This window comes from Hymenobacter sp. 5516J-16 (assembly GCF_022919335.1).
In the GTDB taxonomy this organism is placed as follows: Bacteria; Bacteroidota; Bacteroidia; order Cytophagales; family Hymenobacteraceae; genus Hymenobacter; species Hymenobacter sublimis.
This window is the reverse complement of the sequence record NZ_CP095058.1, coordinates 3,029,068-3,051,414: the sequence shown is the minus strand read 5'-3', so window position 1 is coordinate 3,051,414 and position 22,347 is coordinate 3,029,068. Positions and strand designations below refer to the sequence as shown.

25 protein-coding genes and 1 pseudogene are annotated in these 22,347 nt (G+C 57.2%); 19 read left to right on the top strand and 7 right to left on the bottom strand.

The window, feature by feature from the left end; all coding sequences use genetic code 11:
• Window positions 1–185: 185 nt before the first annotated feature.
• The 5 genes from MUN84_RS15170 to MUN84_RS15150 all read left to right on the top strand — a co-directional run bounded on the left by MUN84_RS15170 (window position 186) and on the right by MUN84_RS15150 (window position 3,621).
• Window positions 186–479: a YMGG-like glycine zipper-containing protein gene (locus MUN84_RS15170; RefSeq protein ID WP_244694850.1), complete on the top strand. Its 294-nt coding sequence runs from the start codon at window positions 186–188 to the stop codon at window positions 477–479.
• A 153-nt stretch (window positions 480–632) separates the two neighbouring features.
• Window positions 633–1,565, top strand: coding sequence for a D-2-hydroxyacid dehydrogenase (locus MUN84_RS15165; RefSeq protein ID WP_244694849.1), 933 nt, complete (start codon window positions 633–635; stop codon window positions 1,563–1,565).
• A 79-nt stretch (window positions 1,566–1,644) separates the two neighbouring features.
• A complete protein-coding gene (locus tag MUN84_RS15160; protein ID WP_244694848.1) occupies window positions 1,645–2,160 on the top strand; it encodes a hypothetical protein in 516 nt (171 codons plus the stop codon).
• A gap of 19 nt (window positions 2,161–2,179) precedes the next feature.
• Entirely contained in the window at window positions 2,180–2,944 is a 765-nt protein-coding gene (locus MUN84_RS15155; RefSeq protein ID WP_244694847.1) for a hypothetical protein, read from the top strand.
• Window positions 2,944–3,621 carry a hypothetical protein gene (locus MUN84_RS15150; RefSeq protein WP_244694846.1) on the top strand — a complete coding sequence of 226 codons (678 nt, stop codon included), beginning with the start codon at window positions 2,944–2,946 and terminating at the stop codon, window positions 3,619–3,621. The genes MUN84_RS15155 and MUN84_RS15150 overlap by 1 nt, the downstream gene beginning before the upstream one ends.
• Before the next feature lie 466 nt (window positions 3,622–4,087).
• Here MUN84_RS15150 and MUN84_RS15145 read toward each other — a convergent pair whose 3' ends face one another.
• The 3 genes from MUN84_RS15145 to MUN84_RS15135 are packed head-to-tail and all read right to left on the bottom strand — an operon-like array spanning window position 4,088 to window position 5,630.
• Window positions 4,088–4,858: a DUF72 domain-containing protein gene (locus MUN84_RS15145; protein ID WP_244694845.1), complete on the bottom strand. Its 771-nt coding sequence runs from the start codon at window positions 4,856–4,858 to the stop codon at window positions 4,088–4,090.
• Window positions 4,859–4,861: 3 nt separating this feature from the next.
• Window positions 4,862–5,359, bottom strand: coding sequence for a DUF2243 domain-containing protein (locus tag MUN84_RS15140; RefSeq protein ID WP_244694844.1), 498 nt, complete (start codon window positions 5,357–5,359; stop codon window positions 4,862–4,864).
• The gene (locus MUN84_RS15135; protein WP_244694843.1) at window positions 5,352–5,630 is read right to left on the bottom strand and encodes a hypothetical protein; all 279 of its coding nucleotides are present in this window, start codon (window positions 5,628–5,630) and stop codon (window positions 5,352–5,354) included. The genes MUN84_RS15140 and MUN84_RS15135 overlap by 8 nt, the downstream gene beginning before the upstream one ends.
• A 281-nt stretch (window positions 5,631–5,911) precedes the next feature.
• On the opposite strand from MUN84_RS15135, the gene MUN84_RS15130 reads away from it, so the two are divergent.
• Window positions 5,912–6,262 (top strand): hypothetical protein, encoded by a 351-nt coding sequence (locus MUN84_RS15130; RefSeq protein ID WP_244694841.1) that lies wholly within the window; start codon window positions 5,912–5,914, stop codon window positions 6,260–6,262.
• 316 nt (window positions 6,263–6,578) lie between these two features.
• On the opposite strand, the gene MUN84_RS15125 is transcribed toward MUN84_RS15130, so the two are convergent.
• Window positions 6,579–7,340, bottom strand: a complete 762-nt coding sequence (locus tag MUN84_RS15125; RefSeq protein WP_244694839.1) for a DUF72 domain-containing protein — start codon at window positions 7,338–7,340, stop codon at window positions 6,579–6,581.
• 199 nt (window positions 7,341–7,539) lie between these two features.
• On the opposite strand from MUN84_RS15125, the gene MUN84_RS15120 reads away from it, so the two are divergent.
• From MUN84_RS15120 to MUN84_RS15110, 3 genes are all read left to right on the top strand, one after another.
• Window positions 7,540–9,663: a prolyl oligopeptidase family serine peptidase gene (locus MUN84_RS15120; protein WP_244694838.1), complete on the top strand. Its 2,124-nt coding sequence runs from the start codon at window positions 7,540–7,542 to the stop codon at window positions 9,661–9,663.
• A 90-nt stretch (window positions 9,664–9,753) separates the two neighbouring features.
• The gene (locus MUN84_RS15115; RefSeq protein ID WP_244694836.1) at window positions 9,754–10,002 is read left to right on the top strand and encodes an NUDIX hydrolase; all 249 of its coding nucleotides are present in this window, start codon (window positions 9,754–9,756) and stop codon (window positions 10,000–10,002) included.
• Window positions 9,999–10,154, top strand: a complete 156-nt coding sequence (locus MUN84_RS15110) for a hypothetical protein (protein ID WP_244694835.1) — start codon at window positions 9,999–10,001, stop codon at window positions 10,152–10,154. Before MUN84_RS15115 ends, MUN84_RS15110 begins: the two co-directional genes overlap by 4 nt.
• A gap of 183 nt (window positions 10,155–10,337) precedes the next feature.
• Here the strand turns inward: MUN84_RS15110 and MUN84_RS15105 are convergent, their stop codons facing one another.
• Window positions 10,338–10,724, bottom strand: coding sequence for a DUF3037 domain-containing protein (locus tag MUN84_RS15105; protein WP_244694833.1), 387 nt, complete (start codon window positions 10,722–10,724; stop codon window positions 10,338–10,340).
• A complete protein-coding gene (locus MUN84_RS15100) occupies window positions 10,702–11,493 on the bottom strand; it encodes a HipA family kinase (RefSeq protein ID WP_244694832.1) in 792 nt (263 codons plus the stop codon). Before MUN84_RS15100 ends, MUN84_RS15105 begins: the two co-directional genes overlap by 23 nt.
• Window positions 11,494–11,711: 218 nt before the next feature.
• Between MUN84_RS15100 and MUN84_RS15095 the strand changes: the two genes are divergently transcribed.
• Window positions 11,712–12,665 (top strand): 1-phosphofructokinase family hexose kinase, encoded by a 954-nt coding sequence (locus MUN84_RS15095; protein WP_244694831.1) that lies wholly within the window; start codon window positions 11,712–11,714, stop codon window positions 12,663–12,665.
• Between the two features lie 125 nt (window positions 12,666–12,790).
• On the opposite strand, the gene MUN84_RS15090 is transcribed toward MUN84_RS15095, so the two are convergent.
• Window positions 12,791–13,042 carry a hypothetical protein gene (locus MUN84_RS15090; RefSeq protein ID WP_244694830.1) on the bottom strand — a complete coding sequence of 84 codons (252 nt, stop codon included), beginning with the start codon at window positions 13,040–13,042 and terminating at the stop codon, window positions 12,791–12,793.
• A 470-nt stretch (window positions 13,043–13,512) separates the two neighbouring features.
• On the opposite strand from MUN84_RS15090, the gene MUN84_RS15085 reads away from it, so the two are divergent.
• The 9 genes and pseudogenes from MUN84_RS15085 to clpB all read left to right on the top strand — a co-directional run bounded on the left by MUN84_RS15085 (window position 13,513) and on the right by clpB (window position 22,278).
• Complete coding sequence (locus MUN84_RS15085) at window positions 13,513–13,971, top strand: ATP-binding cassette domain-containing protein (RefSeq protein WP_244694829.1); 459 nt, start codon at window positions 13,513–13,515, stop codon at window positions 13,969–13,971.
• A 223-nt stretch (window positions 13,972–14,194) separates the two neighbouring features.
• Complete coding sequence (locus MUN84_RS15080) at window positions 14,195–15,100, top strand: ATP-binding cassette domain-containing protein (protein WP_244694828.1); 906 nt, start codon at window positions 14,195–14,197, stop codon at window positions 15,098–15,100.
• Between the two features lie 131 nt (window positions 15,101–15,231).
• On the top strand, window positions 15,232–15,498 hold the full coding sequence (locus MUN84_RS15075; protein WP_244694827.1) for a hypothetical protein: 267 nt from the start codon (window positions 15,232–15,234) through the stop codon (window positions 15,496–15,498).
• Window positions 15,495–16,166 carry an MBL fold metallo-hydrolase gene (locus MUN84_RS15070; RefSeq protein ID WP_244694826.1) on the top strand — a complete coding sequence of 224 codons (672 nt, stop codon included), beginning with the start codon at window positions 15,495–15,497 and terminating at the stop codon, window positions 16,164–16,166. Before MUN84_RS15075 ends, MUN84_RS15070 begins: the two co-directional genes overlap by 4 nt.
• An 81-nt stretch (window positions 16,167–16,247) precedes the next feature.
• Window positions 16,248–16,823: a hypothetical protein gene (locus MUN84_RS15065; RefSeq protein WP_244694825.1), complete on the top strand. Its 576-nt coding sequence runs from the start codon at window positions 16,248–16,250 to the stop codon at window positions 16,821–16,823.
• A 50-nt stretch (window positions 16,824–16,873) separates the two neighbouring features.
• Window positions 16,874–17,329, top strand: a complete 456-nt coding sequence (locus MUN84_RS15060) for a hypothetical protein (protein ID WP_244694823.1) — start codon at window positions 16,874–16,876, stop codon at window positions 17,327–17,329.
• A gap of 450 nt (window positions 17,330–17,779) precedes the next feature.
• Window positions 17,780–18,223, top strand: a complete 444-nt coding sequence (locus MUN84_RS15055; RefSeq protein ID WP_244694821.1) for a hypothetical protein — start codon at window positions 17,780–17,782, stop codon at window positions 18,221–18,223.
• 75 nt (window positions 18,224–18,298) lie between these two features.
• A complete protein-coding gene (locus MUN84_RS15050; protein ID WP_244694820.1) occupies window positions 18,299–19,525 on the top strand; it encodes an ATP-binding protein in 1,227 nt (408 codons plus the stop codon).
• A gap of 135 nt (window positions 19,526–19,660) precedes the next feature.
• A pseudogene (gene clpB / locus MUN84_RS15040) lies at window positions 19,661–22,278 on the top strand (ATP-dependent chaperone ClpB).
• The last annotated feature ends 69 nt before the right edge of the window (window positions 22,279–22,347 follow it).

Genomic DNA, 22,347 nt, shown 5'->3' with positions numbered 1-22,347 from the left:
GCTTTCCGTTGCGTACACTACCCCCGGGCTGTTGGTTCGGGGGTATTTTTTTACGGTTACTGCATATAGCTTTTTATATACTACACAATACCTAATTGTGTAAAATTTCAGCCAGTATGAAACCCGGGTTTTAGTGCTTCGTTATAAAGCTAAAATTCATCCATTCAGGATTTATCATACTGACCATGAAAACGTTCAAGCTATATGCGGCCATGCTTTCGGCCCTTTTCGTGATGGAAAGCACTGTGGTAACGTCAACTGCCGAGGCGCAGACCACTCCCAAAAAAACCTGGAGCAAAAAAGCTAAGGGTGCCGCCATTGGTGGTGGCGCTGGAGCTGTAACCGGGGCCGTAATCGGCGGCGGCAAAGGTGCCGTGCTAGGCGGCGTGGCCGGAGCAGCGGCCGGCGGCATTATCGGTCGTAAGAAAGACAAGAAAAAAGACCCCGTCCGTTACGATCAGTACTCGCGTAGAGACTAATGACAATGTTGCTGTAGCAACCTTACAAAGCCCCGAATCACCCGATTCGGGGCTTTTTTGTGGGCAGGGCAGCCGCCTACGCTGGCACCTTACTAATCAGCTACCAGCCCCTCCGCGTGCAACCCCCGAGCGGAGTTAGCGAGTATGGCTACTATGCACGTATTCGTTTATTCTGACCTGAACCCCGAAGCGCAAGCTCGCCTGCTGGCGCAACTGCCCCCAGATGTTACCGTTTCCTTCCGCTCTGAACTGGCCGCCTCGGCCCAACAGGAAGAACTGCAGGCGGCGGACGTACTGCTAGGCAACCCACCGGCCGCATGGCTGACGCCCGCACCACCCCGGCTCCGGTTCTGGCAGATTGATTCGGCCGGAATTGAGCGGTATCAGCAGCTGCAGCTTAGCTGCCCGGTTGCTAACATGGGCGACTTTTTCGCCTGGCCCTGCGCCGAAACAATGGTAGCGGGCCTATTAGGGCTGCTGCGCTACGTGCCCGAGCTGGCAGTATTACAGGACCAGAAACAGTGGATAGGTGGCCCCTTGCGCCCGAAGCTAGGGTTACTCCGCGGCAAGCGCGTCCTCATTCTGGGTAGCGGCGCCATTGGGCAAGCCGTGGCTCAACAGCTCACAGGTTTCGGGTGCGACGTGCAGTTTCTGGCTCGCACCGACCCACAGGCTCACCTGCATTCCAAGGAAGAACTGCGCGCTGCTTTGCCCACTACCGACATAGTGGTGAATTGCTTGCCGGGTAGTGCCGAGGGGTTTTTCTCCGCTGACCTGATTGCTACCATGCCCCCGGAGGCCCTCTACGCCAGCGTAGGCCGCGGCAACACCACCGATGAGCCCGCCCTAATTGCCGCCCTGCGAGCGGGTCGGCTCGGGGGTGCTGTGCTGGATGTAACGGCCCAAGAACCGCTGCCTACCAACAATCCCCTCTGGGATTTGCCGCGCGTGCTGCTCACGCAGCATAGTGGCGGCGGTCAGCCCGGCGAAGATGAGGGTAAAGTGGACGTGTTCCTACGCAACCTTGACCACCTACGCCAGCAGCAGCCCCTAGAGAATCAGGTGAATTTGCGGCGGGGCTATTGAAGTTGCTATTCTTGCGTTGCAGTGCAACCATTTCGCGGGTGGGAATACTCTTGCCGTTACCCACTCTTTACTGTTTGCTATGCGCCAACTGTACTCCCTCCTAGTAGGCGGCACGTTTCTGCTGAGTCTTACGGCCTGCCCCATGGTGGAGCCGATTGACCGGGTGCCGCTCCCCTCCTATAAGCCCCTGCTGATGGCCCGAACTCAGCTGGAGCAAGCCGTGGCCGTGCTGCCGCCCCAGGAAATGCACAATACCGGCAAAATCTATCTGCGCGACCCGTACATCCTTATTAATGAGCAGTATCAGGGAGTGCACATTATCGACAACCACGACCCCAGCCGTCCTCAGCCGGTAGCCTTTTTGCGTATTCCGGGTAACGTGGACGTGGCCATGAAAGGCAATTTGCTGTACGCCGACAGCGGCCCGGACCTGCTCACCTTCGACCTTGCCAACGTGCGAGCTGCCCGCCTGCTCCACCGCGTGCGCGAGGCCGTGCCGGAGCTGCCCTTGCCCGAAACCGCCCAGGTACCCGCTGAATACCAGGTAAAAAACCGTCCCGCCGATGCCGTAGTCGTCGGCTGGCAGAAGCTATAATCCTATTTTCTCTGCCACTATGCGTCTACTTTCTACTCTTATATCTACTGCCCTAGCCGGCATTTTCGGCTTAGCGTTAAGCGGATGCTCGGCCCAGAACGACGCCAGCCCCACTAGCGCCGACGGGGGCGACGGCAAAGGTGGGTCCCTGGCCCGCTTTACCGTGCTCAACAACACGCTCTACGTCGTTGACAACCAGAGCCTGCGCCTCTTCGACCTGACCACGCCCACTACCCCGGTCCGCAGCACGGTAGTACCCCTGGGTTTTGGCATTGAAACCATCTACCCGCGCGCGCCCTACCTGTTTCTGGGCACCCAGCGGGGCATGTACATCTTCGATGCCAGCCAGCCGGCCCAGCCCCAGCAGCTCGCTTTCTACCAGCACGTTATCAGCTGCGACCCAGTGGTGGTGGACGACCGGTATGCTTACGTAACCTTGCGCGACGGCCGCACCTGCGGGGGTGGCCCCAACCAGCTCCAGGTTATCGACCTGAACAACCTACGCGCCCCACGTCTGGCCCAGTCCTACCCCATGACGCACCCGTTGGGATTGGGCGTGGATAGTACGTTGCTATTCGTGTGCGACAAAGACCAACTGAAAGTGTTCAGCACCCGCACGGCGCCGATGCTGCCGCCCCCGCAAACGTTTAACGTCAGCGTGTCCGACGTTATTCCGCACCGTGGGCTGCTGCTAGCCATTGGGCCCGGCGGGCTGTACCAATACCGCTACAGCGGCAGCACGCTCACCCGTCTCAGCCACCTGCCCATTATCCCGACCAACTAATGCGCGGCTTGCTTATGTGGGGAGTGCTGGGTGCGGGGCTATTGCGCCTGAGCACTACGGCAGCAGCCCAGTCGGGGGCACTGGGCCGGCCGGCGCGGCTGCACAGCGTAAAGTTAGGCATGACTCCTGTGGCGGCCGGAGGGTTTCATATTAGTGGGGAGAGAATGTGGGGGCCTACCTCCCGCAACGCGTGGGTAGTTACACCCCAACTCTATTACGGTCCCGTTTCCGACTTCACCTCCGACCTGAGTGAGGGACCACAGGACCGGGTGCGCGGCTACGGCCTGGAGGTGCAGCACCGCATCTACCTGGGTGAGCAAACCGCTGGGGTCGAGGGGTTTTACGTAGCCTACGGCCCGAGTTACCAGCATTTTCGTTTGGCGTTCGAGAGTCGCAGTTGGGCGCCGGAACTGGCAGCCAACGGCCTCACCTACTACGAGTACCGTTTGCGCCCCCAAACTGAGGTAATTGACCGGTACGGGATGTGCGCCGTGGTGGGCACCCAAGCATTTTTGCCCCGCACCCCCCTTTTTGTTGACGCTTTCATTGGCATAGGGCTGCGCAAGGCATCCTCCCGCTCTACCGTAAACGGGCCCCGTTACGCGAGTGGCATGAGCGACTATGGCCATGAGGGAAGCTACATTCCGCTGGGTTTCCGGATTGGTGCCGCCTGGTAACGCGCGCCGTGCTGTAGTCCGTGTTCCTACCAGGTACGACAGGAAACGGGCTCCGCGGCTTTCGCGTAACGGCAGGAACAGCAACGCTGCGCCGGTTTCTAGCCGGGCGGTGGGTGTGGCATTCAGTAAACCTAGTTTACAGTGCGGTTCAAACCCAGGAGCGGGTTCCGGGCAGTGCGTTACGCTACCGGGAACCCGCTCCTGGGTTCAGTTTGTGGTAAGGACTAATGACCGGGAATGATGCCCGTCAGGCGCATTACCCAACCCAGCAGATAGACGCCTATGATTACCAGCACGTAGGCCCACCAGGGCATGTGCGTCAGGCGGTAGCCCATGCTCATGTATCGTCTTGGTCTTGTTTCCATGGTGTATCTGGTTAAGTGCGTGCCTGTTAAGATATCTTTTTCGCCAGATAAATCCTACCCCAACCACCTTATTATAACCGGCCTAAAGTTCCTGCTACCCGCTACTCGTTAGCTGCCCCGACTATTGCCTGCATCTGGCGGGCGTTGCCGATGGCGGAGGCGTCAATGTCGTTGTTGAAGTAGAGGTAGGCTTCCCTTACTTGTCCGGCGGCCTGAATCTGGCCCAGCACCCGGCGCAGAAACTCCTCCGGATACGGCGACTTATACAGCTCTGGCACGCCATGGAAGCGGTAGTACACCACTTCCGTGTTGGTTACTACCTCGTCGGGCAGGGCCGGGTGGCTTTGGCCTACAAAAGCAATGCGCCGACGGGCCAGCTCCTGGTACACGTGGCCCAGCCACCAGCTAGGGTGCCGAAACTCCACTACGTTGCGGAAGCTCGGGTCGAGGCTTTCCACGATGCGCGCCAGCCGCTCCTCCGAGTACGTGAGGCGCGGGGGCAGTTGAAAGAGCACAGGCCCCAGCTTTTCGCGCAGACCCTCCTGTACCGTACCATAGAAGTCGGCGAGCAGTTGGGCGCAGTCGTGAAACTGTTTGTAGTGGGTAATTAGGCGGGGAGCCTTCACCGAAAACTGGAAGTCTGCGGGGCTTTGCTGGTACCAGCTTTCTAGGGCTGAAAGTTGAGGAAACCGGTAAAAGGTCACGTTCAGCTCCAGGGTGCGGAAGTGCTGGTGGTAAAACTCGAACCAGCGGCGCTGGGGTAGCTTTTCGGGGTAGAATACGCCTTTCCAGTGCTTGTAGTGAAAACCCGAGCAGCCAATGTGGTAGGTGGTTGAAGGTGGCGCAGCAGCGCCGGAAGAAAGCATTGGCATACTTTAGTCCCGGTAAGCGGTGCGCGGCGTAACATCCCGGCGGCCTGCCCGAATGAGGCCCCAGCCCGCCAGCAGCAGCAAGGCCCCAAACGCCAGGAAAGCCATATCCCAGGGCAGCTTCTCGTCGGTGTACTCATACACGTGATGAAGCCCGAGCAGGGTGTGGTCAATCAGGCCTTCCACCACATTGAACAGGCCCCACCCCAGCAGCAGCCCACCCACCAACGTGCGCCCCGACCACGCCACATCCGGGCGCCGGCTGGCGACCCACAGCACCCGCAGCCCGATGGCCGTGAGCACCCACACCGCCGCGTGAAATACCCCGTCCCAGTACATGTTTACTTTGGCCGCCACCAAGGTGTTGGGCGGCAGTTGGTTGGAGAGCATGTTGTGCCACTGCAGAATTTGGTGCAGCACAATGCCATCCACGAAGCCACCCAGCCCAGCCCCCATCAGCAGGCCGGCGGCAATTAGAGGGGTACGGTGTAGGGGTTCAGTCATGGGCGGAGGGAGAAGTTAGGCGAGCTTTGAGGGTCGGAGCGTAGAACAAGCCCAACCCTACGAGGAGCACTACCGCCACGGGCAGCAGCAACAGGAGTAGGTTGGCGGTGTACTCGGCGTTGTGAATCCCGGCGTGCACCCGGGGGCGGCACACCCGGCAGGCCCAGGCCGCCGGGCCTGTCAGCAGAAGTAAACTGGCAAGCCAGGTAGCAACTACCCGTTTCATCATGGCCGAACAGATACGTGAGGGTACCTGAAGCGTACGTAGCACCCGGGCCGGAAAGTTATGTCGAGCTAGCCGCGCCCGGTGCCTACCCGTACCGGAGGGCGCCAAACTGCCGCTGCTTACGTAGCGCAAAACCAGCTCGACGGTTCCCCAAGTCCGCCCATCTAACCCATTGATTAACAACAGATGAGCTTAACAGTACTGCCGTGGGTTTTTCCGCTTCTAACGCAACTGCGCCTGCCGGGCAGCATACCACTAACGGGCCCGACGCTGGAATTAACGGACTGGTCTGTCGGCCATATTCCCACCACCTAATTTCTACGAGCATGTCTAAGCAATCTGGAAAACGCAGCCAGCACGACCCCAACTCCGGGGCCAACGCCAACGACAAAATCAGCAACCAGTCTTCGGAACAGGCCCAGCATCTAGGCTCCACCGATCAGGACCGGTCGGTGCGCAGTGGCTTGCCGGGCCAAGCCAGCCAGCCCCACGTAGCCGTGGGCAACCGCCCCGAGTCGTTTGAAAACCAAATAGCCGGCGACATGAACAGTGGTACTGGCATGACGGCTCCTACTGAGAAAGGCAACCGGGCCGGCATGAAGAGCGGCGAAGGCCAAACCGGTGAAACTGCTATGAACACGTCTTCTGGCAAGAATCCCACCGCCGGCAACGACTAAGCTGCGCCTCTCGACTCCGCTACCCGCCGTGCCTTCTATACGCCAGCAGAAAATATCCTCCTGCCAGCGTATAGAAGGCACGACGGGTGACCTACCGCTAGACGGCAACCGCACTTTTCTACCTGTCATCCTGCGCAGCGCGAAGGACCTTATCACGCCTGGACAAGTTTCGTAATAACGGGCTCGTTCAAACATGATAAGGTCCTTGGCGCTGCGCAGGATGACGTGTTTTTGAGGTACAGATGGGCTTCTTCAGTTCCGGCTGAAATGACGCGCTAGAAAGTACGTCGGGGCGTTTTAGGGTAGCAAACGCCCGTCAATTTGCGCACGTGGCCTGTTCCTGGGTGCTCTGCTTGAACAGCTGCTGCATTTGCTGGGCATTCAGGGCTCCTACCCCACCGATGCCGTTGTTGAAGTAGAGGTACACTTCCTGCGCTTCCGGGGCCGCGGCAATTTCGTGGGCTACCCGCGTCAGAAACTCCGGGCTGTACGCCGACTTGTACAGTTCCGGCACGCCGTGAAAGCGGTAGTACACCCGCGGCGTGTTGATGATTACCTCATCGGGCAGGGGTAGCGGGTGGCTTTGGCCCACGAAGCTGATGCCGTGGCGGGCCAGCCGCCGAAATACTTCCCCATCCCACCAGCTTGGGTGCCGAAACTCGATGACATTGTGAAACTCCGGGTCTAGCTGCTCGATGATGCGGGTTAAGTACTCCTCGGTGTAGGCGGCTTTGGGCGGCAGCTGAAACAGTACTGGGCCCAGCTTCTGGCCCAGCCCTTCCCGGATAGTTGCGTAAAACTCGGCCAGAATAGGCTCCGCTTCCGGCCCGAACTTCTTGTAGTGCGTTACCTGTCGGGGCGCTTTCACGGCAAACCGGAAGTTTTCCGGGCTCTGCTGGTACCATTGCTCAAAGGCCTTGAGTTCGGGCATTCGGTAGAAGGTCACGTTCAGCTCCAGGGTGTTGAACTGGGTGCAGTAGTAGGCAAACCACTTGCGCGGGGGCAGGTCGGTGGGGTAGAACACGCCTTTCCAGTCGCGGTACGAAAAGCCGGAGCAGCCGATATAGATGGTGGGCATATAGCAAAAGGGAAAGGCGTGCGGCTAGAGCGGCCGGCCCTGGGCCTACGCAGGGCACCTGGCTTGGGGTTCTGGGGAAGCGGCTTTCCGCTAGAAGCAACGGCTGGTGTAGCGCAGACTGGACGCAGCTTTCTTATCTTGCCTGTGACAGTTCACTTACCCCGAAGCACATCTTCTTTCTGCACCCTACTTCCTCACGATGAAAAGACTGTTTCCTTCCCTGGCGGTTCTGCTGGTAGGCTCCCAAGCCGCCGCCCAAGCGCCCATCAAAACCCAGCCCTACCCCCAAACCCGGAAGGTAGATACCGTTACCACCTACTTCGGCACCAAGGTTGCCGACCCTTACCGCTGGCTGGAAAACGACCAGGCCCCCGACACCAAGGCCTGGGTGCAGGAGGAAAACAAGGTGACCCAGGGCTACCTCGCCCAGATTCCTTACCGAGAGGCCATCCGGAAGCGGTTGGAAACCCTGTGGAACTACGAGAAGTACGGCGCCCCCTACAAGGAAGGCAAGTACACCTACTTCAGCAAGAACACGGGCCTGCAAAGTCAGTCGGTGCTGTACCGGCAGGTGGGCAACGGGGCGCCGGAAGTGTTCCTCGACCCGAATAAGTTTTCCAAGGACGGCACTACCTCGCTGGCGGGCATCAACTTCACCAAGGACGGCTCGCTGGCCGCCTACCAGATTTCGGAAGGCGGCTCCGACTGGCGCAAGGTCATCGTGCTGAAAACCGCTGACAAGAGCCTCGTGGGTGATACGCTCAAGGACGTGAAGTTCTCGGGCCTGGCCTGGAAAGGCAACGACGGCTTCTACTACAGCTCCTACGACAAGCCCACCGCGGGCAGCCAGCTAGCCGGCAAAACCCAGATTCACAAGCTTTACTACCACAAGCTGGGCACCAAGCAAAGCACCGATAAGCTGGTGTTCGGGGGCGAGAAAACGCCGCGCCGCTACATTGGGGCCTCCCTCACCGAGGATGAGCGTTTCCTGGTTATCAGTGGGGCGAATACCACCACTGGCAATGAGCTGTACATCCAGGACCTGAGCAAGCCGGGCAGCCCCATTGTGCAGGTAGTGGACAATGAGAAAAGCAACGTGGACGTGGTAGACAACGTGGGCAGCAAGCTCTACATCTTCACCAACCTGAATGCGCCCAACAACCGGGTAGTAACCGTGGACGCGGCCAACCCCAAGCCCGCCAACTGGAAAAACCTGATTCCGGAAACCCAGAACGTACTGAACGTCAGCACCGGCGGCGGCAAAATCTTCGCCAACTACCTCAAGGACGCTACCTCTCTTATTGAGCAGTATGACATGAACGGCAAGAAGGAGCGGGCTATTACGCTGCCTTCGGTGGGCACGGCTGGCGGCTTCGGCACCAAAAAAGAGGAAAAGGAAACCTACTACACCTTCACCTCCTACATCTACCCGCCCACCATCTTCAAGTACGACATTGCCACCGGCAAATCTACCGTCTACAAGAAGGCCGGCGTGCAGTTCGACCCCAGCAAGTTTGAGTCGAAGCAGGTGTTTTACACCTCCAAGGATGGCACCAAAGTGCCGATGATTATCACCTACAAGAAAGGCTTGGTGATGAACGGCAAGAACCCGACCCTGCTCTACGCCTACGGGGGCTTTAACTCCAGCGTCACGCCCGGCTTCAGCACCAGCAACATCATTCTGCTGGAGAATGGCGGCATCTATGCCGTGCCCAATATCCGGGGCGGCGGCGAGTACGGCGAGAAGTGGCACCTGGCCGGCACCAAGCTGCAGAAACAGAACGTGTTCGACGACTTCATTGCCGCCGCCGAGTACCTGACCAAGAACAACTACACCTCTAAGGACTACCTGGCTATTTCGGGCGCTTCGAACGGCGGTTTGCTGGTGGGCGCTACCATGGCCCAGCGCCCCGAGCTGTTCAAGGTGGCCTTCCCGGCCGTGGGCGTGATGGACATGCTGCGCTACAACCAGTTTACGGCCGGCGCCGGCTGGGCTTACGACTACGGCACGGCCCAGGACTCCAAGGAAATGTTTGAGTACCTCTACAAATACTCGCCCTACCACGCCCTGAAGCCCGCCGCCTACCCCGCCACCATGGTAACTACCGCCGACCACGACGACCGGGTAGTGCCGGCCCATTCCTTCAAGTTTGCCTCCAAGCTGCAGGAAAGCCAGAAAGGCGATGCCCCCGTCCTGATCCGTATCGAGACCAAAGCCGGCCACGGCGCCGGCCGCTCCACCGCCCAGGTTATCAGCGAGCAGACCGACAAGTGGGCCTTCTTGTTCCAGAACATGGGCGTCCCCTATCAGGCTGTAAACTAGCCTACCTCTAGCTGCTCTTGTACTAGCTTGCCGGCCTTCTAAAGGTCGGCAAGCTTTTTTATAGCCCGTTCCGAGTTCAACCGTTTGCTCATGCCCCTCATCGACAAAATTGCCTGGCTGCACCTGCACGAAGGCCGCCTGCTCAGCACCCGCAGCCGCGGCAAAGACCGGTACTACATTCCTGGCGGCAAGCGCGAAGCCGGCGAAACGGACGCCCAAACCCTGCTGCGGGAAATCAAGGAAGAGCTAACCGTAGAGCTGAACGCGGCTACTCTGGTACACGCTGGCACCTTCACGGCCCCGCCCACGGCCACGCGGAGGATGTTCTGGTGCAGATGACCTGCTACTACGCTACGTACGCTGGCACCCTGCAGCCAGCCGCTGAAATTGAGGAAGTCGTGTGGCTTACTTACGCCGACCGGCCCAGGGTTTCAGCCGTAGACCAGCTGATTTTCGACTGGCTCCGCGAGCAGCAGCTTCTGGCCGATTGATACGAACAACAAACACTGTCATTCCGAGCCCGAGCGAGGAATCTGGGTTAGCCTCTCGTGAGTATTCCAGATTCCTCGCTTGGGCTCGGAATGACAGGTCGGTCGTTAGTACTACAGCAGACACCGTAATCAACCCTCAAGCACAGCCACACAAATGCAGCAGTAGCACCACCCTGCGCTTGGCTATTGCACCAATTGGGCATGCAGCCGGGCTAGGGTGTCGGCGGCGTTTTCGCAGAGGCCGGGGTGCACGGGCGAGGTTTGCACGACGGTGCTGCGCGTGGCCGTGAGCCAGCGGAAGCGCGAGGCCAGCGGCAGCTGCCCGATGGGGCCGCCCTCCTTCCGGCCCCGGCAAATTCGCTCGAAGGATTGCAGCCGCTCGGTCAGGTCGGTTAGGTCAAGCTGGTCGCCGGCAAAGGCACGCAGCCGGGCCTCGGGCACCTCGAAGCGGGCCTGCAGAAACCCCTGCGCCGAGCAATACACAATCACCCCGACGTTCAGAAATTCTTCGCGCTCCACACGGGGCACTACGCGCAAAACGGCGTACTCAAACAAGTGCTTTTCGGGCATTTTCGGCTTCCTGAACAAAGGTTTCTGATGCGGCGAGCCGGGCGGTGAGAAACCGCACATAGTTCTGGCGCTGCTCTTCCACGGTCACGGAGGGCTCGGCTAGCCAATCGGCGGGCACGGCATCCACAATGGCCTGGATGCGCTCGGGCGTGAGTAGGGCGCGGCCTTCGGCGTCGGCGGCGGCCAACTCCTTGGCCTGGGGGAGGAGCACGTGGTCTTTAATTTGGGCGAAGGGCCGGGGCCGCGGCTCGGCCCAACCGGGGCCGGCGTGGTGCACGTACAGGGCCGCACCGTGGTCAATCAGCCACAATTCCTTATGCCACATAAGCAGATTGGTGTTGCGGGCGGTGCGATCCACGTTCAGCGTCAGGCAGTCCAGCCACACTATTAGGGAAGCCAGCCGGGGCTCAATGGTGGTTACTAGGGGGTCGTAGGTGCTGGCCCCGGAGAGGTAGTGAAGACCCAGGTTTTGGCCGGTGCTGAAGCGGAGCAAATCCTGAATTTCCTCGTCGGGCTCGGTGCGGCCGAAGGCTTCATCGAGTTGGCAAAATACCAGCTCTGGGATCCGCAGGCCCAAGGCTCGCGCCATTTCGCCCACAATTAGCTCGGCAATCAGCGCCTTCAGCCCCTGGCCCGCCCCCCGAAATTTCACCACGTACAGAAAACCGTCGTCGGCTTCCACCAGGGCCGGCAGGGAGCCGCCTTCGCGCAGCGGGGTAACGTAGCGCGTCACGTCAACGGTTCGGAGGGAAAGGTCACTAACCTGCATAGAGCACAAAAAAGAAGGAAATAGGCCCGCAAAGGACGAACAATTCCGGCAGTTTTTGCAGTTGCCGCCGGCTGGCACCTAGCGGCCGAGCCGGCGGAGCCTAGCGGCAGTAGGCCGGGCCTTCGCGCAACCAAGTGCGCGACTACCAGTACATACGCGTACTACCTTGCTGGCGGCCGATCCTTATCCGGCCCCACTCATTTGCTACTGCTGCTCCCATGAAGCCTATTGTCACTCTGACCCTGAACCCTACCGTCGATAAAAGCACCACCGCCGACCAGATTATTCCCGACCAGAAGCTGCGGTGCGCGGCCCCGAAATTCGAGCCCGGCGGGGGCGGCATCAACGTTTCGCGGGCCCTCAAGCGGCTCGGCGCCGATTCAGTGGCGGTATTTCCGGTGGGCGGCCCCAGCGGCGCGCTGCTGCGGGAGCTGTTGGAGCAAGAACACATTCAGCAGCAGCCGGTGGAAACCGTAAGCCGCACCCGCGAGAATTTCATCGTGGTAGATGCTACCACCAGCCAGCAGTACCGCTTCGGTATGCCCGGCACCCCGCTTTCCGTGGAGGAGCAGCAGCAAATTCTGACTACCCTAAAAAGCCTGGCCACGGTACCCGAGTTCCTGGTTATTAGTGGTAGCCTACCCCCCGGAGTAGAACCCGAGTTTTTAGTGCGCATTGTACGGGCCGCCAAAGGGCTGGGCATCAAGGTGGTCATTGATACCTCGGGCCCAGCCCTGCACCAGGTGCTGGCCGAGGGTGTATACTTGGCAAAGCCCAACGTGGGCGAGCTAAGCAAAATGGCCGGGGTTGATGAACTGGACAGCGAAGCCGTGGCCGAGGCCGCCCACAAGCTGGTGCGGGAGGGCAAATGCGAAATTGTAGTTACGTCGTTGGGTCCGCAAGGTGCCTGCGTAGTTACCCAAGATTTGGTAGACCACGTACCGGCTCCGGCCGTGAAAAAGCGCAGTACCGTAGGGGCCGGCGACAGCATGGTAGCAGGCTTGGTGTACGGGCTGTCCACGGGCCTTTCGGTGCAGGAAACGGTGCGCCTGGGCGTGGCTTGCGGCACGGCCGCGACCATGAATCCCGGCACCGAGCTGTTTCGCAAAGCAGACGTGGATAAGCTCTATCAGTGGCTGCTGCAGCAAACCATGCCGGCAAAGGCAGCCTAATTACTGGGTTAATGTTGCCTCCCAGAATAGTACGAATACGGGCCCGGTACAGTGCGTACCGGGCCCGTATTGCGTGTAGGGCCTCGTGTTTGAGTAGGTAGCACGGTTACAGCTACCCTAATGAATTATGCCGCCGACCAATAGTCGCGCAACAGGGCTTGTAAGTTCGCTAGCGTCAGCAAGGAAGACCGGAAGTGAAGCAGCGGGGAATGCACCGGTCCTACTAGCACTTCAATTTCGGAAGAGTCAGAATACCACAGCACGCTGATTAAGGCTCTGTCGAAGTGCCGGCAGATTACGCGCCCTTTGTCCTGCCAGGCAGGTGGGCACTCCGAAGAATCACGAAAGCCTAATTCCAGTAAATCAGCAAGCAACATGAGCAGAAATGGTACGCATTAAGAAAATTATAGAGCAAATTTATCAGCTAGCGCCCTGGACTCCAAAGAAATAAGCATTAGCCAGCTGAATACTACCCCCGGACTTCCCGCAAAGGCCTGCCCAATTCGAAAAAGCCGATTCGCTTCTTTCGCGCCTCGCCTCTGCCAGACGGTTATATACAAGGCAAAAATCCTGACTGCGCTTATGACCTAGTGAGTCATTTCACAGTCAAATTTTCTTCTCACTACTTCTGTCCTTGCCTGGCCTTTCTTGGTTAACGCTTGCTATTCAGCCTATTGACACGTATTTGCTTCGGGTTGGCTCCGGCAGTGGCATTGCGTGAAAAACTGTACATTCGCCTTCGTTAGCAGAAAACACCGGTTTATGTAATAGCTGATTTCTTTCGAAAGTCGAGTAGCTACCCCGTTCCGTGGGCGGCTATATCTGGTTGCTTTTCAAGAAAGAACTTATGCTACTTCTACAAAACCTCGGGTACGCACACCCCAACAAAGACGTGCTCTTCGACCAACTGAATCTGGTAGTAAATCACCACCAGAAGATGGCGCTAGTTGGCAACAACGGCGTTGGGAAGTCTACGCTGCTTCAACTTCTTGCGGGCACTGTACTACCGTCCGGCGGGCTGGTGCACGCCAGTTCCCCGCCGTACTACGTTCCCCAGCATTTCGGGCAGTTCAATGACCTTACCATAGCCCAGGCCCTCGGCATCCATGATAAAATCAGGGCCCTGCAGGAAATTCTGGAGGGTCAGGCCACGGAAGCCAACCTGGCGGTGCTGGATGACGACTGGACCCTTGAGGAGAGAAGTCAGGAAGCCTTACAACAGTGGGGCCTGGCGGCGCTACACCTAACCCAGCCGATGGCTAGCCTCAGCGGGGGCAGAAGACCAGGGTTTTTCTGGCCGGCGTAGCCATTCATCAGCCTGGCATCATACTGCTCGACGAGCCCAGCAATCACCTGGACGGCGCCGGCCGGCACCAGCTCTACGAGCTTATCCGGACTACCCCAGCACCCTGCTGGTAGTAAGCCACGACCGGAAACTGCTGAACCTGCTCGGCTCAGTTGCGGAAATAAGCCGGCGCGGCATCACTCTGTACGGGGGCAATTACGACTTCTATGCCGAACAAAAGCAGTTGGAACGCACTGCGCTCAACCAGGACGTGAAGAGCCGCGCAACTGCCCTGCGCAAAGCCAAGGAAACCGAGCGCGAAGCCCTGGAGCGCAAGCAGAAGCTGGATGCCCGCGGCAAGAAAAACCAGGACAAAGCTGGCCTACCCACCGTTGTGCTAAACCTGATGCGCAACAGTGCCGAGCAGAGCACGTCCCGCCTCAAAGGCATTCATGCCGAGAAGGTAGGCGCGCTTTCTCAGGAGCTAAGCGAACTACGTAAGGAACTGCCAGCCACCGACAAAATCAAGCTCGACTTCGACAACTCTACCCTGCACAAAGGCAAGCTACTCCTCGCTGCTCAGGAGCTTAACTACGGCTACGGTACCCGCCTGCTGTGGCCGACGGCCCTCACTTTTCAGATACACAGTGGCGAACGAGTGGCGCTGCACGGGCTGAACGGCTCGGGTAAAACCACGCTCATTAGGCTGCTGCTGGGCTACCTGGAACCAACGCTCGGGACGATAGCGCGGGCGGCAAACAAGGCCGTGTTCATCGACCAGGAATATTCTCTGCTCACCGACCACCTTTCCGTGTTCGAGCAGGCCTGGCTATTTAATAGCTCGGGGCTGCAGGAGCACGAAGTAAAGATTCGCCTGACCCGTTTCTTGTTTACCAGCGCCACCTGGAGCAAAGCCTGTGGCGCCCTGAGCGGAGGCGAGAAAATGCGGCTGCTCCTGTGCTGTCTGATGATTGGTCAGCAAGCGCCGGACCTGATTATTCTGGATGAGCCCACCAACAACCTCGACCTACAGAATCTGGAAATTCTGACCACCGCTCTTCACGACTACCAGGGCACGCTGCTAGTGGTGTCCCACGACGAGGTATTTCTGGAGCAGTTACGCGTAGAAAGAGCCATCCGGCTGGGGTAGGTTGCTACCCTCTGGTACATAGGCCAAAGAAAATTTATTGGATTTCGCTTGCTTGCTTTGAAAAACAAAGTACTTTTGACTGCGTACTACAACAAGCAGCGTCTCCTCTAAAAATCTGCGGGTCTGTACCCATGAAAAGCGCAGGGAACACAAAAAACGGCACGGGCCGAAAGCGGCAAATTCTAGCGGGTATTGCGGTGCTGCTTGCCGTGGGCGTGGGATTTCTCTTGAGCAAATGGAAGGAAGCCTCAGACCATGGCGGCCAACTGTCCCGGGCGCCATTTCGCATTGCGGGCAACCTGTACTACGTGGGCACCCGGGATGTAACGTCCTTCCTGCTTACTGGCCCGGCAGGCCATGTGCTGATTGATGGGGGCTACCCCGGTACCGCCCCATGATTCTGAAAAGCATTGCTACCCTGGGTTTTGCTATCAAGGATGTAAAAATCCTGCTCAACTCGCACGCCCACTCCGATCATGCTGGTGGTTTGGCCGCCCTGCAAAAGGCCTCGGGAGCCACGCTATGGATTCATGAGCGGGATGCCGACATTGTTGCCACCGGTGGGGCCACCGACCCAACCATTGGGCCCTTCCGGATTCTGGCTGCCGTGGGCCTCCTCAAGTATCCGCCCCCTCGCATCGACCACCAGTTCAAGGACGGCGCCCAAGTACAGCTCGGGCCTATTCGTCTGACGGCGCATGCCACCCCTGGTCACACCCCGGGTTGTACTACCTGGGCATTTCCTGTGCAGCATGGTGGCCGCGAGCTGCTTGCCGTGCTTGCCACCGATATGGTGCTGCTCCCGACTGCCTCACTCGTGGAGCCCGAGAGTTACCCCGGTATTCGGGCCGATTTCGAGCACAGCTTTCGTGTGCTGCGCAGCCTTCCTACTGACATCTACCTGACTTCTCATGCGCGTGCCTTCAGCCTGAAGCGCAAAGCGGAGGAACGCGCCACGGCCCCGGACCCGGTGCTGCCATTCATCGACCGGCAGGGGTATATCGAAGATATTACGAAGGCAGAGGCCGCCTTTCGCAAAGCGCTCAAGGAGCAGCAACAACAATAGCCGCCTACCCTTTTGGCAGCACCACATACTACCCGTAACAACAGCATTTTCTCTACATCTGACCTCCAAAATTCATTAATCATGACACTTACCAAAAGCATTCTTCGCGTTGCGCTGGCCACGGGCCTGCTACTGCTCATTCCTCTTGTGGCCATGCAGTTCACGCACGAGGTAAACTGGACGTTTTCGGATTTCGTCTTCGCGGCGGTTATGCTGTTCGGCACGGGCCTGACGTACGTGCTGATTGCGCGCAAGTGGAACAACCTCACCTACAAGCTAGCGGTAGGCGTGGGCGTTGTCGCCGGGCTCATGCTGATGTGGGCCAATGCCGCAGTGGGATTGGTTGGGAGTGAAGATAACCCGGCTAACCTGCTCTACCTCGGGGTACTAGCCGTGGCCCTGATTGGCGCTTTTGCCGCGCGCTTCAAGCCGCTTGGCATGTCGAACGCCATGTTTGCGGCGTCTTTTACCTACGTGATGGTCACTGCCGTTGCACTGTTCATCTGGACACCCACGGGCGCGGCTGCCGAGCCCCAAGTGCGGTTAGTGAATGTGTTGGTAGCCAATGGGGCTTTCGCCGCCATCTGGGCCGTATCGGGGTGGTTGTTCCGCCGCGCCAGCGCGATTGGCTCTAATCTGAACCAACGCCTAGCCTAAAAGTGCCACGTACGAAACACATCATTCCTACCTTTTACCTACCTACTCCTATGGCCACATCTCATCTTGTAATGGCGGGCATCCTGCTGCTTGTCTTGGGGCTCCTGTACCTGCTGGTAGCCAGCTGGGGCCGCAGCGGCGCGTATAAACTAGCCGCGGGCGTAGCGGTAGCGGCTTCCCTCCTGCTCGTGTGTGGCAATCTGGCCGTGGGTTTCATTGGCAGCGAAGACAACCTCGCCAACCTACTCTACGCCGTTGTGCTGGCTGTGGGCTTCATCGGGGCCATTCTAGCGAAACTTCAGCCGCAGGGCATGGCCAAGGCTATGTTTGCAACCGCGCTTGCGCAGTTCGCCGTTCCGTTCGTGGCAATGGCTATCTGGCGGCCCGAGCTGAACCTGGGAGTGTTGTGGGTGATTGTGCTGAATACCATTTTTGCCGGGTTGTGGGTAGTGGCGGGGTGGCTGTTTCGGCGGGCAGGTTTGGCTAGCGCGGGTTTGGGCCGGTAGTGAGGAAATTACTAGATGAATGTTGCTACTTTCAGCCTCTATGCAATAGCTGAACCCAAGAATTGCCTATATCGTTAAGCCCTTGATAGCAACTACTTTTTGCAGACAATTAGGTAGCTTTGTTCTAATGAAAAACCCAACTTCCACCTCTGCTTGCACCCCAAAGCTGGTTACGCAGCTTAATGCTCCTAAGGCTACGGCTCCTGTGCAGCCGGTAGCCTTCCGGCCAGTACAGCCGGAGGATTTAGCATCTAAGCGCCGTAAGGCTTATCCCTACCTGTTTTGATTCCCGCTGATTTTCCGGGTAATGCTTACCCATTTCGCTTTATTCGTGAAGAGCCGCCCTACTCCCCGGGCGGCTTTTTGCTTGAGCGGTTTATCTGTCCCTTCAAAACCAGAAAGGGACGGCACTACATTATCCAAGTTGAGCAATACCAACACCACATCTACGTGCTCAAATTCTATCTGAAGGAGCACCGTTATCAGCATGACCCAGAGCCAAAATATTATTTTCAAACCAATGATGGGCCGGCCGAAGCTATTCGTATCCTCAATACTTGCCTGTCGGTAATGCTCTATCTACTCAAGCGCAACCCGCTAGCTTCCGGCGGCTTCATTGGCACTCTCAAACCAGAGGAAGGCGAAAACGCCACCAACGGCCAACGTTTCCGCATTTACTCCCAGCTGGCCCGCGACTTTTTTCCACCTGAACGGTGGGAGCATCAGCACAGCCCGGAAACCAACGCGTATCTTTTGCTTAACAAAGCCGCGCTAGGCCACTACCCCGACTTGTTGCAGCAAGCTCAACTTATGTTTCAGGCACTCTACCCCGATTTCTCCAACGCCCTCAGCGACACCTTGCGGCCCGTGGTTCCGCCGATTCGAATTGGATAACCAGCTTTTAACCACTGTCTTCAACAAATTACTTGTACTCACGCTGCAAAAATCATTTAATTAAACTCAAATCCTATGAGCAAGCTTAAGTTAATGACTAAAGAGGATAAATTATTGAAGCTGGATGATGTATTCAGTCCTACCGCTCCTATTGAGAAAAGGGATTTGTTTTATGGTAGGATTGGTCAACTTAGTGATTTGTATAGTGCAGTAACTCAAAGAGGAGCACATGCTGTTCTTTATGGTGACAGGGGCGTTGGAAAAACCTCCCTTGCCAATATGGCCACTACGATGTTTCCCGATGTAGTGGCGACTAAAGTAACATGTAACAGGACTGAGGATTTCAAAACTATTTGGCAGGAAGCTCTGAAGAAAATAAGATTCTACTCAAGCTCCAAGAGCATAGGTTTTAAGGCTGAAATCAGACAAGAGGCTGTTCAGCTTGATTTATTTCTACCTCCTAAAGATGAAATTGATTCATCTGATATTCTTCAGGTGTTCGAAAATTTATCAACTAAGCTATTAATTATTTTTGATGAATTCGATAGTATAACAGATGAAAACATTCGCACAAGAATGGCTGATACGATTAAAGCGTTATCCGACAATGTTCCGAACGTAACTATTTTAATCGTTGGAATTGCAGATAGTGTTGGTGCTCTACTTGGAGAACATCCTTCATTAGAAAGATGCTTGATGCAGATTCAAATGCCAAGAATGTCCGATGAGGAATTGAAAGAAATAATTGATAATGGATTAAAGAAACTAGAGCTAGAAATAATAGACAATGTCAGAGATAAGATAATCGAGTATTCTTCAGGCTTTCCACACTATACGCATGCTATATGCAAATCTTCTGCTTGGTATTCAATCAATCAAGATGTTAACACTATATCCTTACAGCATTTTACCTATGCGGTGAAGAGAGCAATACATGCCACGGCACAGTCTTTAAGAAATTCTTATCAAAAAGCTATAATAAATTCTAAAGGACCTTCACACTTTGAGGAAGTATTAGCTGCATGTGCTTCAGCTAAACTAGATGAATATGACTGCTTCACCAATAGTGCGTCTTTAGCACATTTCAAAGGCAAGAAAAAAACTAAATCAAATATGACGACTAGTGATTTTAGATATTATCTAGATGCTTTGTGCAAGAATGAGAAAGGTCCGATTTTAGAGAAAATTGGGCAGGGTGTTAACCTTAGATACAAATTTATTAATCCAATGATGAGAGCGTTTATCAGGCTTAAGGTTTATGAGAAACGACATGAGTCCAATAAAGTATTCGAGCAAAACTAAGACACTTTGTCTATATGTCATTTTCAAATTACACAAAATAGAGACAAAAAGTCCGTTAAAGTTCTTCTGCACCCCGTTTGCTAAGCATCTCGTAGAACTTCCTAACCCGAAGCACCTACCTAGATCTTAGCGACCATGAACTTTAATAATTATACGATCAAGGCACAGGAGGCCGTGCAGAAAGCCACTGAAATTGCCGGGGGCAACCAGCAGCAGGCTATTGAAACCGGCCACCTGCTGAAGGGCCTCTTCCAGAGCGACGAGAACGTGCTGTCGTTTCTGGCCAAGAAGCTGGGCGTAAACTTGAACATCCTCACGCCCCGCCTCGATGCACTAGTAACGGGCTACCCCAAAGTAAGCGGGGGCTCGCCCTACCTCTCCAACGAAGCCGCCGCCGCTCTGCAGCGCGCTACCGGCTTTCTGAAAGAGTTCGATGATGAATATGTGTCGGTGGAGCACCTGTTGCTGGGGCTGCTGGGCGGTAAAGACGCCGTGGCGACCCTGATGAAGGATGCTGGCTTCAACGAGAAAGACCTGAAAGTGGCCATCAAAGAGTTGCGCGGGGCCGCAAGGTAACCTCGCAGACCGCCGAAGACCAGTACCAGAGCCTCAACCGCTACGCCCGCAACCTCAACGAGCAGGTGCGTACCGGCAAGATGGACCCAGTTATCGGCCGCGACGAGGAAATCCGCCGCGTACTCCAGATTCTGAGCCGCCGCACCAAGAACAACCCCGTGTTGCTGGGGGAGCCCGGCGTCGGTAAGACCGCCATTGTGGAGGGCCTGGCCCAGCGCATCGTGGCCGGCGACGTGCCCGAAAACCTTCAGGACAAAATTATCATGTCCCTGGACATGGGCCTGCTCATTGCCGGCGCCAAGTACAAGGGCGAATTCGAGGAGCGCCTCAAGTCTGTCATCAAGGAAGTAACCGACTCCGAAGGCCAGATCATTCTGTTCATCGACGAGATGCACACGCTGATTGGGGCCGGCGGTGGCGGCGAAGGCGCCATGGACGCAGCCAACCTGCTCAAGCCCGCCCTGGCCCGCGGCGAGCTGCACTCCATTGGGGCCACTACCCTCAAGGAGTACCAGAAGTACATTGAGAAGGACAAGGCCCTGGAGCGCCGTTTCCAGGCCGTGATGGTGGATGAGCCGACCACGGAGGACGCCATCAGCATCATGCGCGGCATTAAGGAAAAGTATGAGCTGCACCACGGCGTGCGGATTACGGACGACGCCGTTATTGCCGCCGTGGAGCTGTCGAGCCGCTACATCACCGACCGGTTCCTGCCCGACAAGGCCATCGACCTGATGGACGAGGCTGCCGCCAAGCTCCGCATCGAGTTGAACTCCATGCCTGTGGAGCTGGACGAGGTGCAGCGCCGCATCATGCAGCTAGAAATTGAGCGCGAAGCCATCCGGCGCGAGGAAAATCACGACCGGGAAAATGTGCTCAACAAAGAGCTGAGCGAGCTGACGGCCAAGCGCGATTCGCTGAAAGCGCAGTGGGAAAACGAGAAATCGGCCCTCACCAGCATTCAGACTGAAAAGGAGAACATTGAGCGCTACAAGCTGGAAGCCGACCAGGCCGAACGCCAGGGCGACTATGGCCGCGTGGCCGAGCTGCGCTACGGCAAGATTCAGGAAGCTGAAGCCAAGCTAAAGGAACTGCAGGCCCAGGCCGAAGCCGATAAAGGCAAGGATGGTGGCTCGATGCTGCAAGAGGTAGTGACTTTCGAAGATATTGCCGAGGTAGTAGCCAAGTGGACGGGCATTCCGGTAAGCAAGATGCTGCAGTCGGACCGCGAGAAGCTGCTGAACCTGGAGCAAGAGCTGGGCAAGCGTGTAGCCGGCCAGACGGAAGCCATTGCGGCCATTTCTGATGCCGTGCGCCGCTCCCGGGCGGGCCTCCAGGACCCCAAGCGCCCGATTGGCTCGTTTATCTTCCTGGGCACGACCGGCGTGGGTAAAACCGAGCTGGCCAAGGCTCTGGCCGAGTACCTCTTCAACGATGAGAACAGCATGGTGCGCATCGATATGAGCGAGTACCAGGAGCGCCACGCCGTGTCGCGGCTGATTGGGGCGCCTCCCGGCTACGTGGGTTACGACGAAGGTGGTCAACTGACGGAAGCCGTGCGCCGCAAGCCGTACTCCGTAATTCTGCTCGACGAAATCGAGAAGGCCCACCCCGATGTGTTCAACATTCTGCTGCAAGTGCTGGATGATGGCCGCCTCACCGACAATAAAGGTCGGGTGGCGAACTTCAAAAATACCATCATCATCATGACCTCGAACACGGGCGCCGACATCATTCAGAAGAATTTCAAAGAGCTGAATGAGTACAACCATGACGAAGTGGTAGACCGCACCCGCGAGGAAGTGGTGGAGCGCCTGAAGCAACACATGCGCCCCGAGTTCCTGAACCGCATCGACGAAATTGTGATGTTCCAGCCGCTGAAGCGCCGCGAAATCCGCCGCATCGTGGACATCCAGTTCCGCCAGATTCAGCAGCGGCTGGAAGAAGCCGGCATCCGCCTGGAAGCCACCGACGAGGTGCTCGACTTCCTAGGGGAACAGGGCTTTGACCCGCAGTTCGGTGCCCGCCCCTTGAAGCGCGTACTGCAGCGGCTAGTGCTCAACGAGCTGTCGAAGGACATCCTCTCGGGCCGCGTGAGCAAGGACGCCGTGGTGGAAGCCGTGCTGGAGGACGAGCACATCCGCTTCGTGAACGTGGAACTCCCGACCGTAGGGTAACCCCGGAGTGCAAACAGTAGAAAGCCCCGCTGGCAGAGTGCCAGCGGGGCTTTTGTATTTAGCGAAATG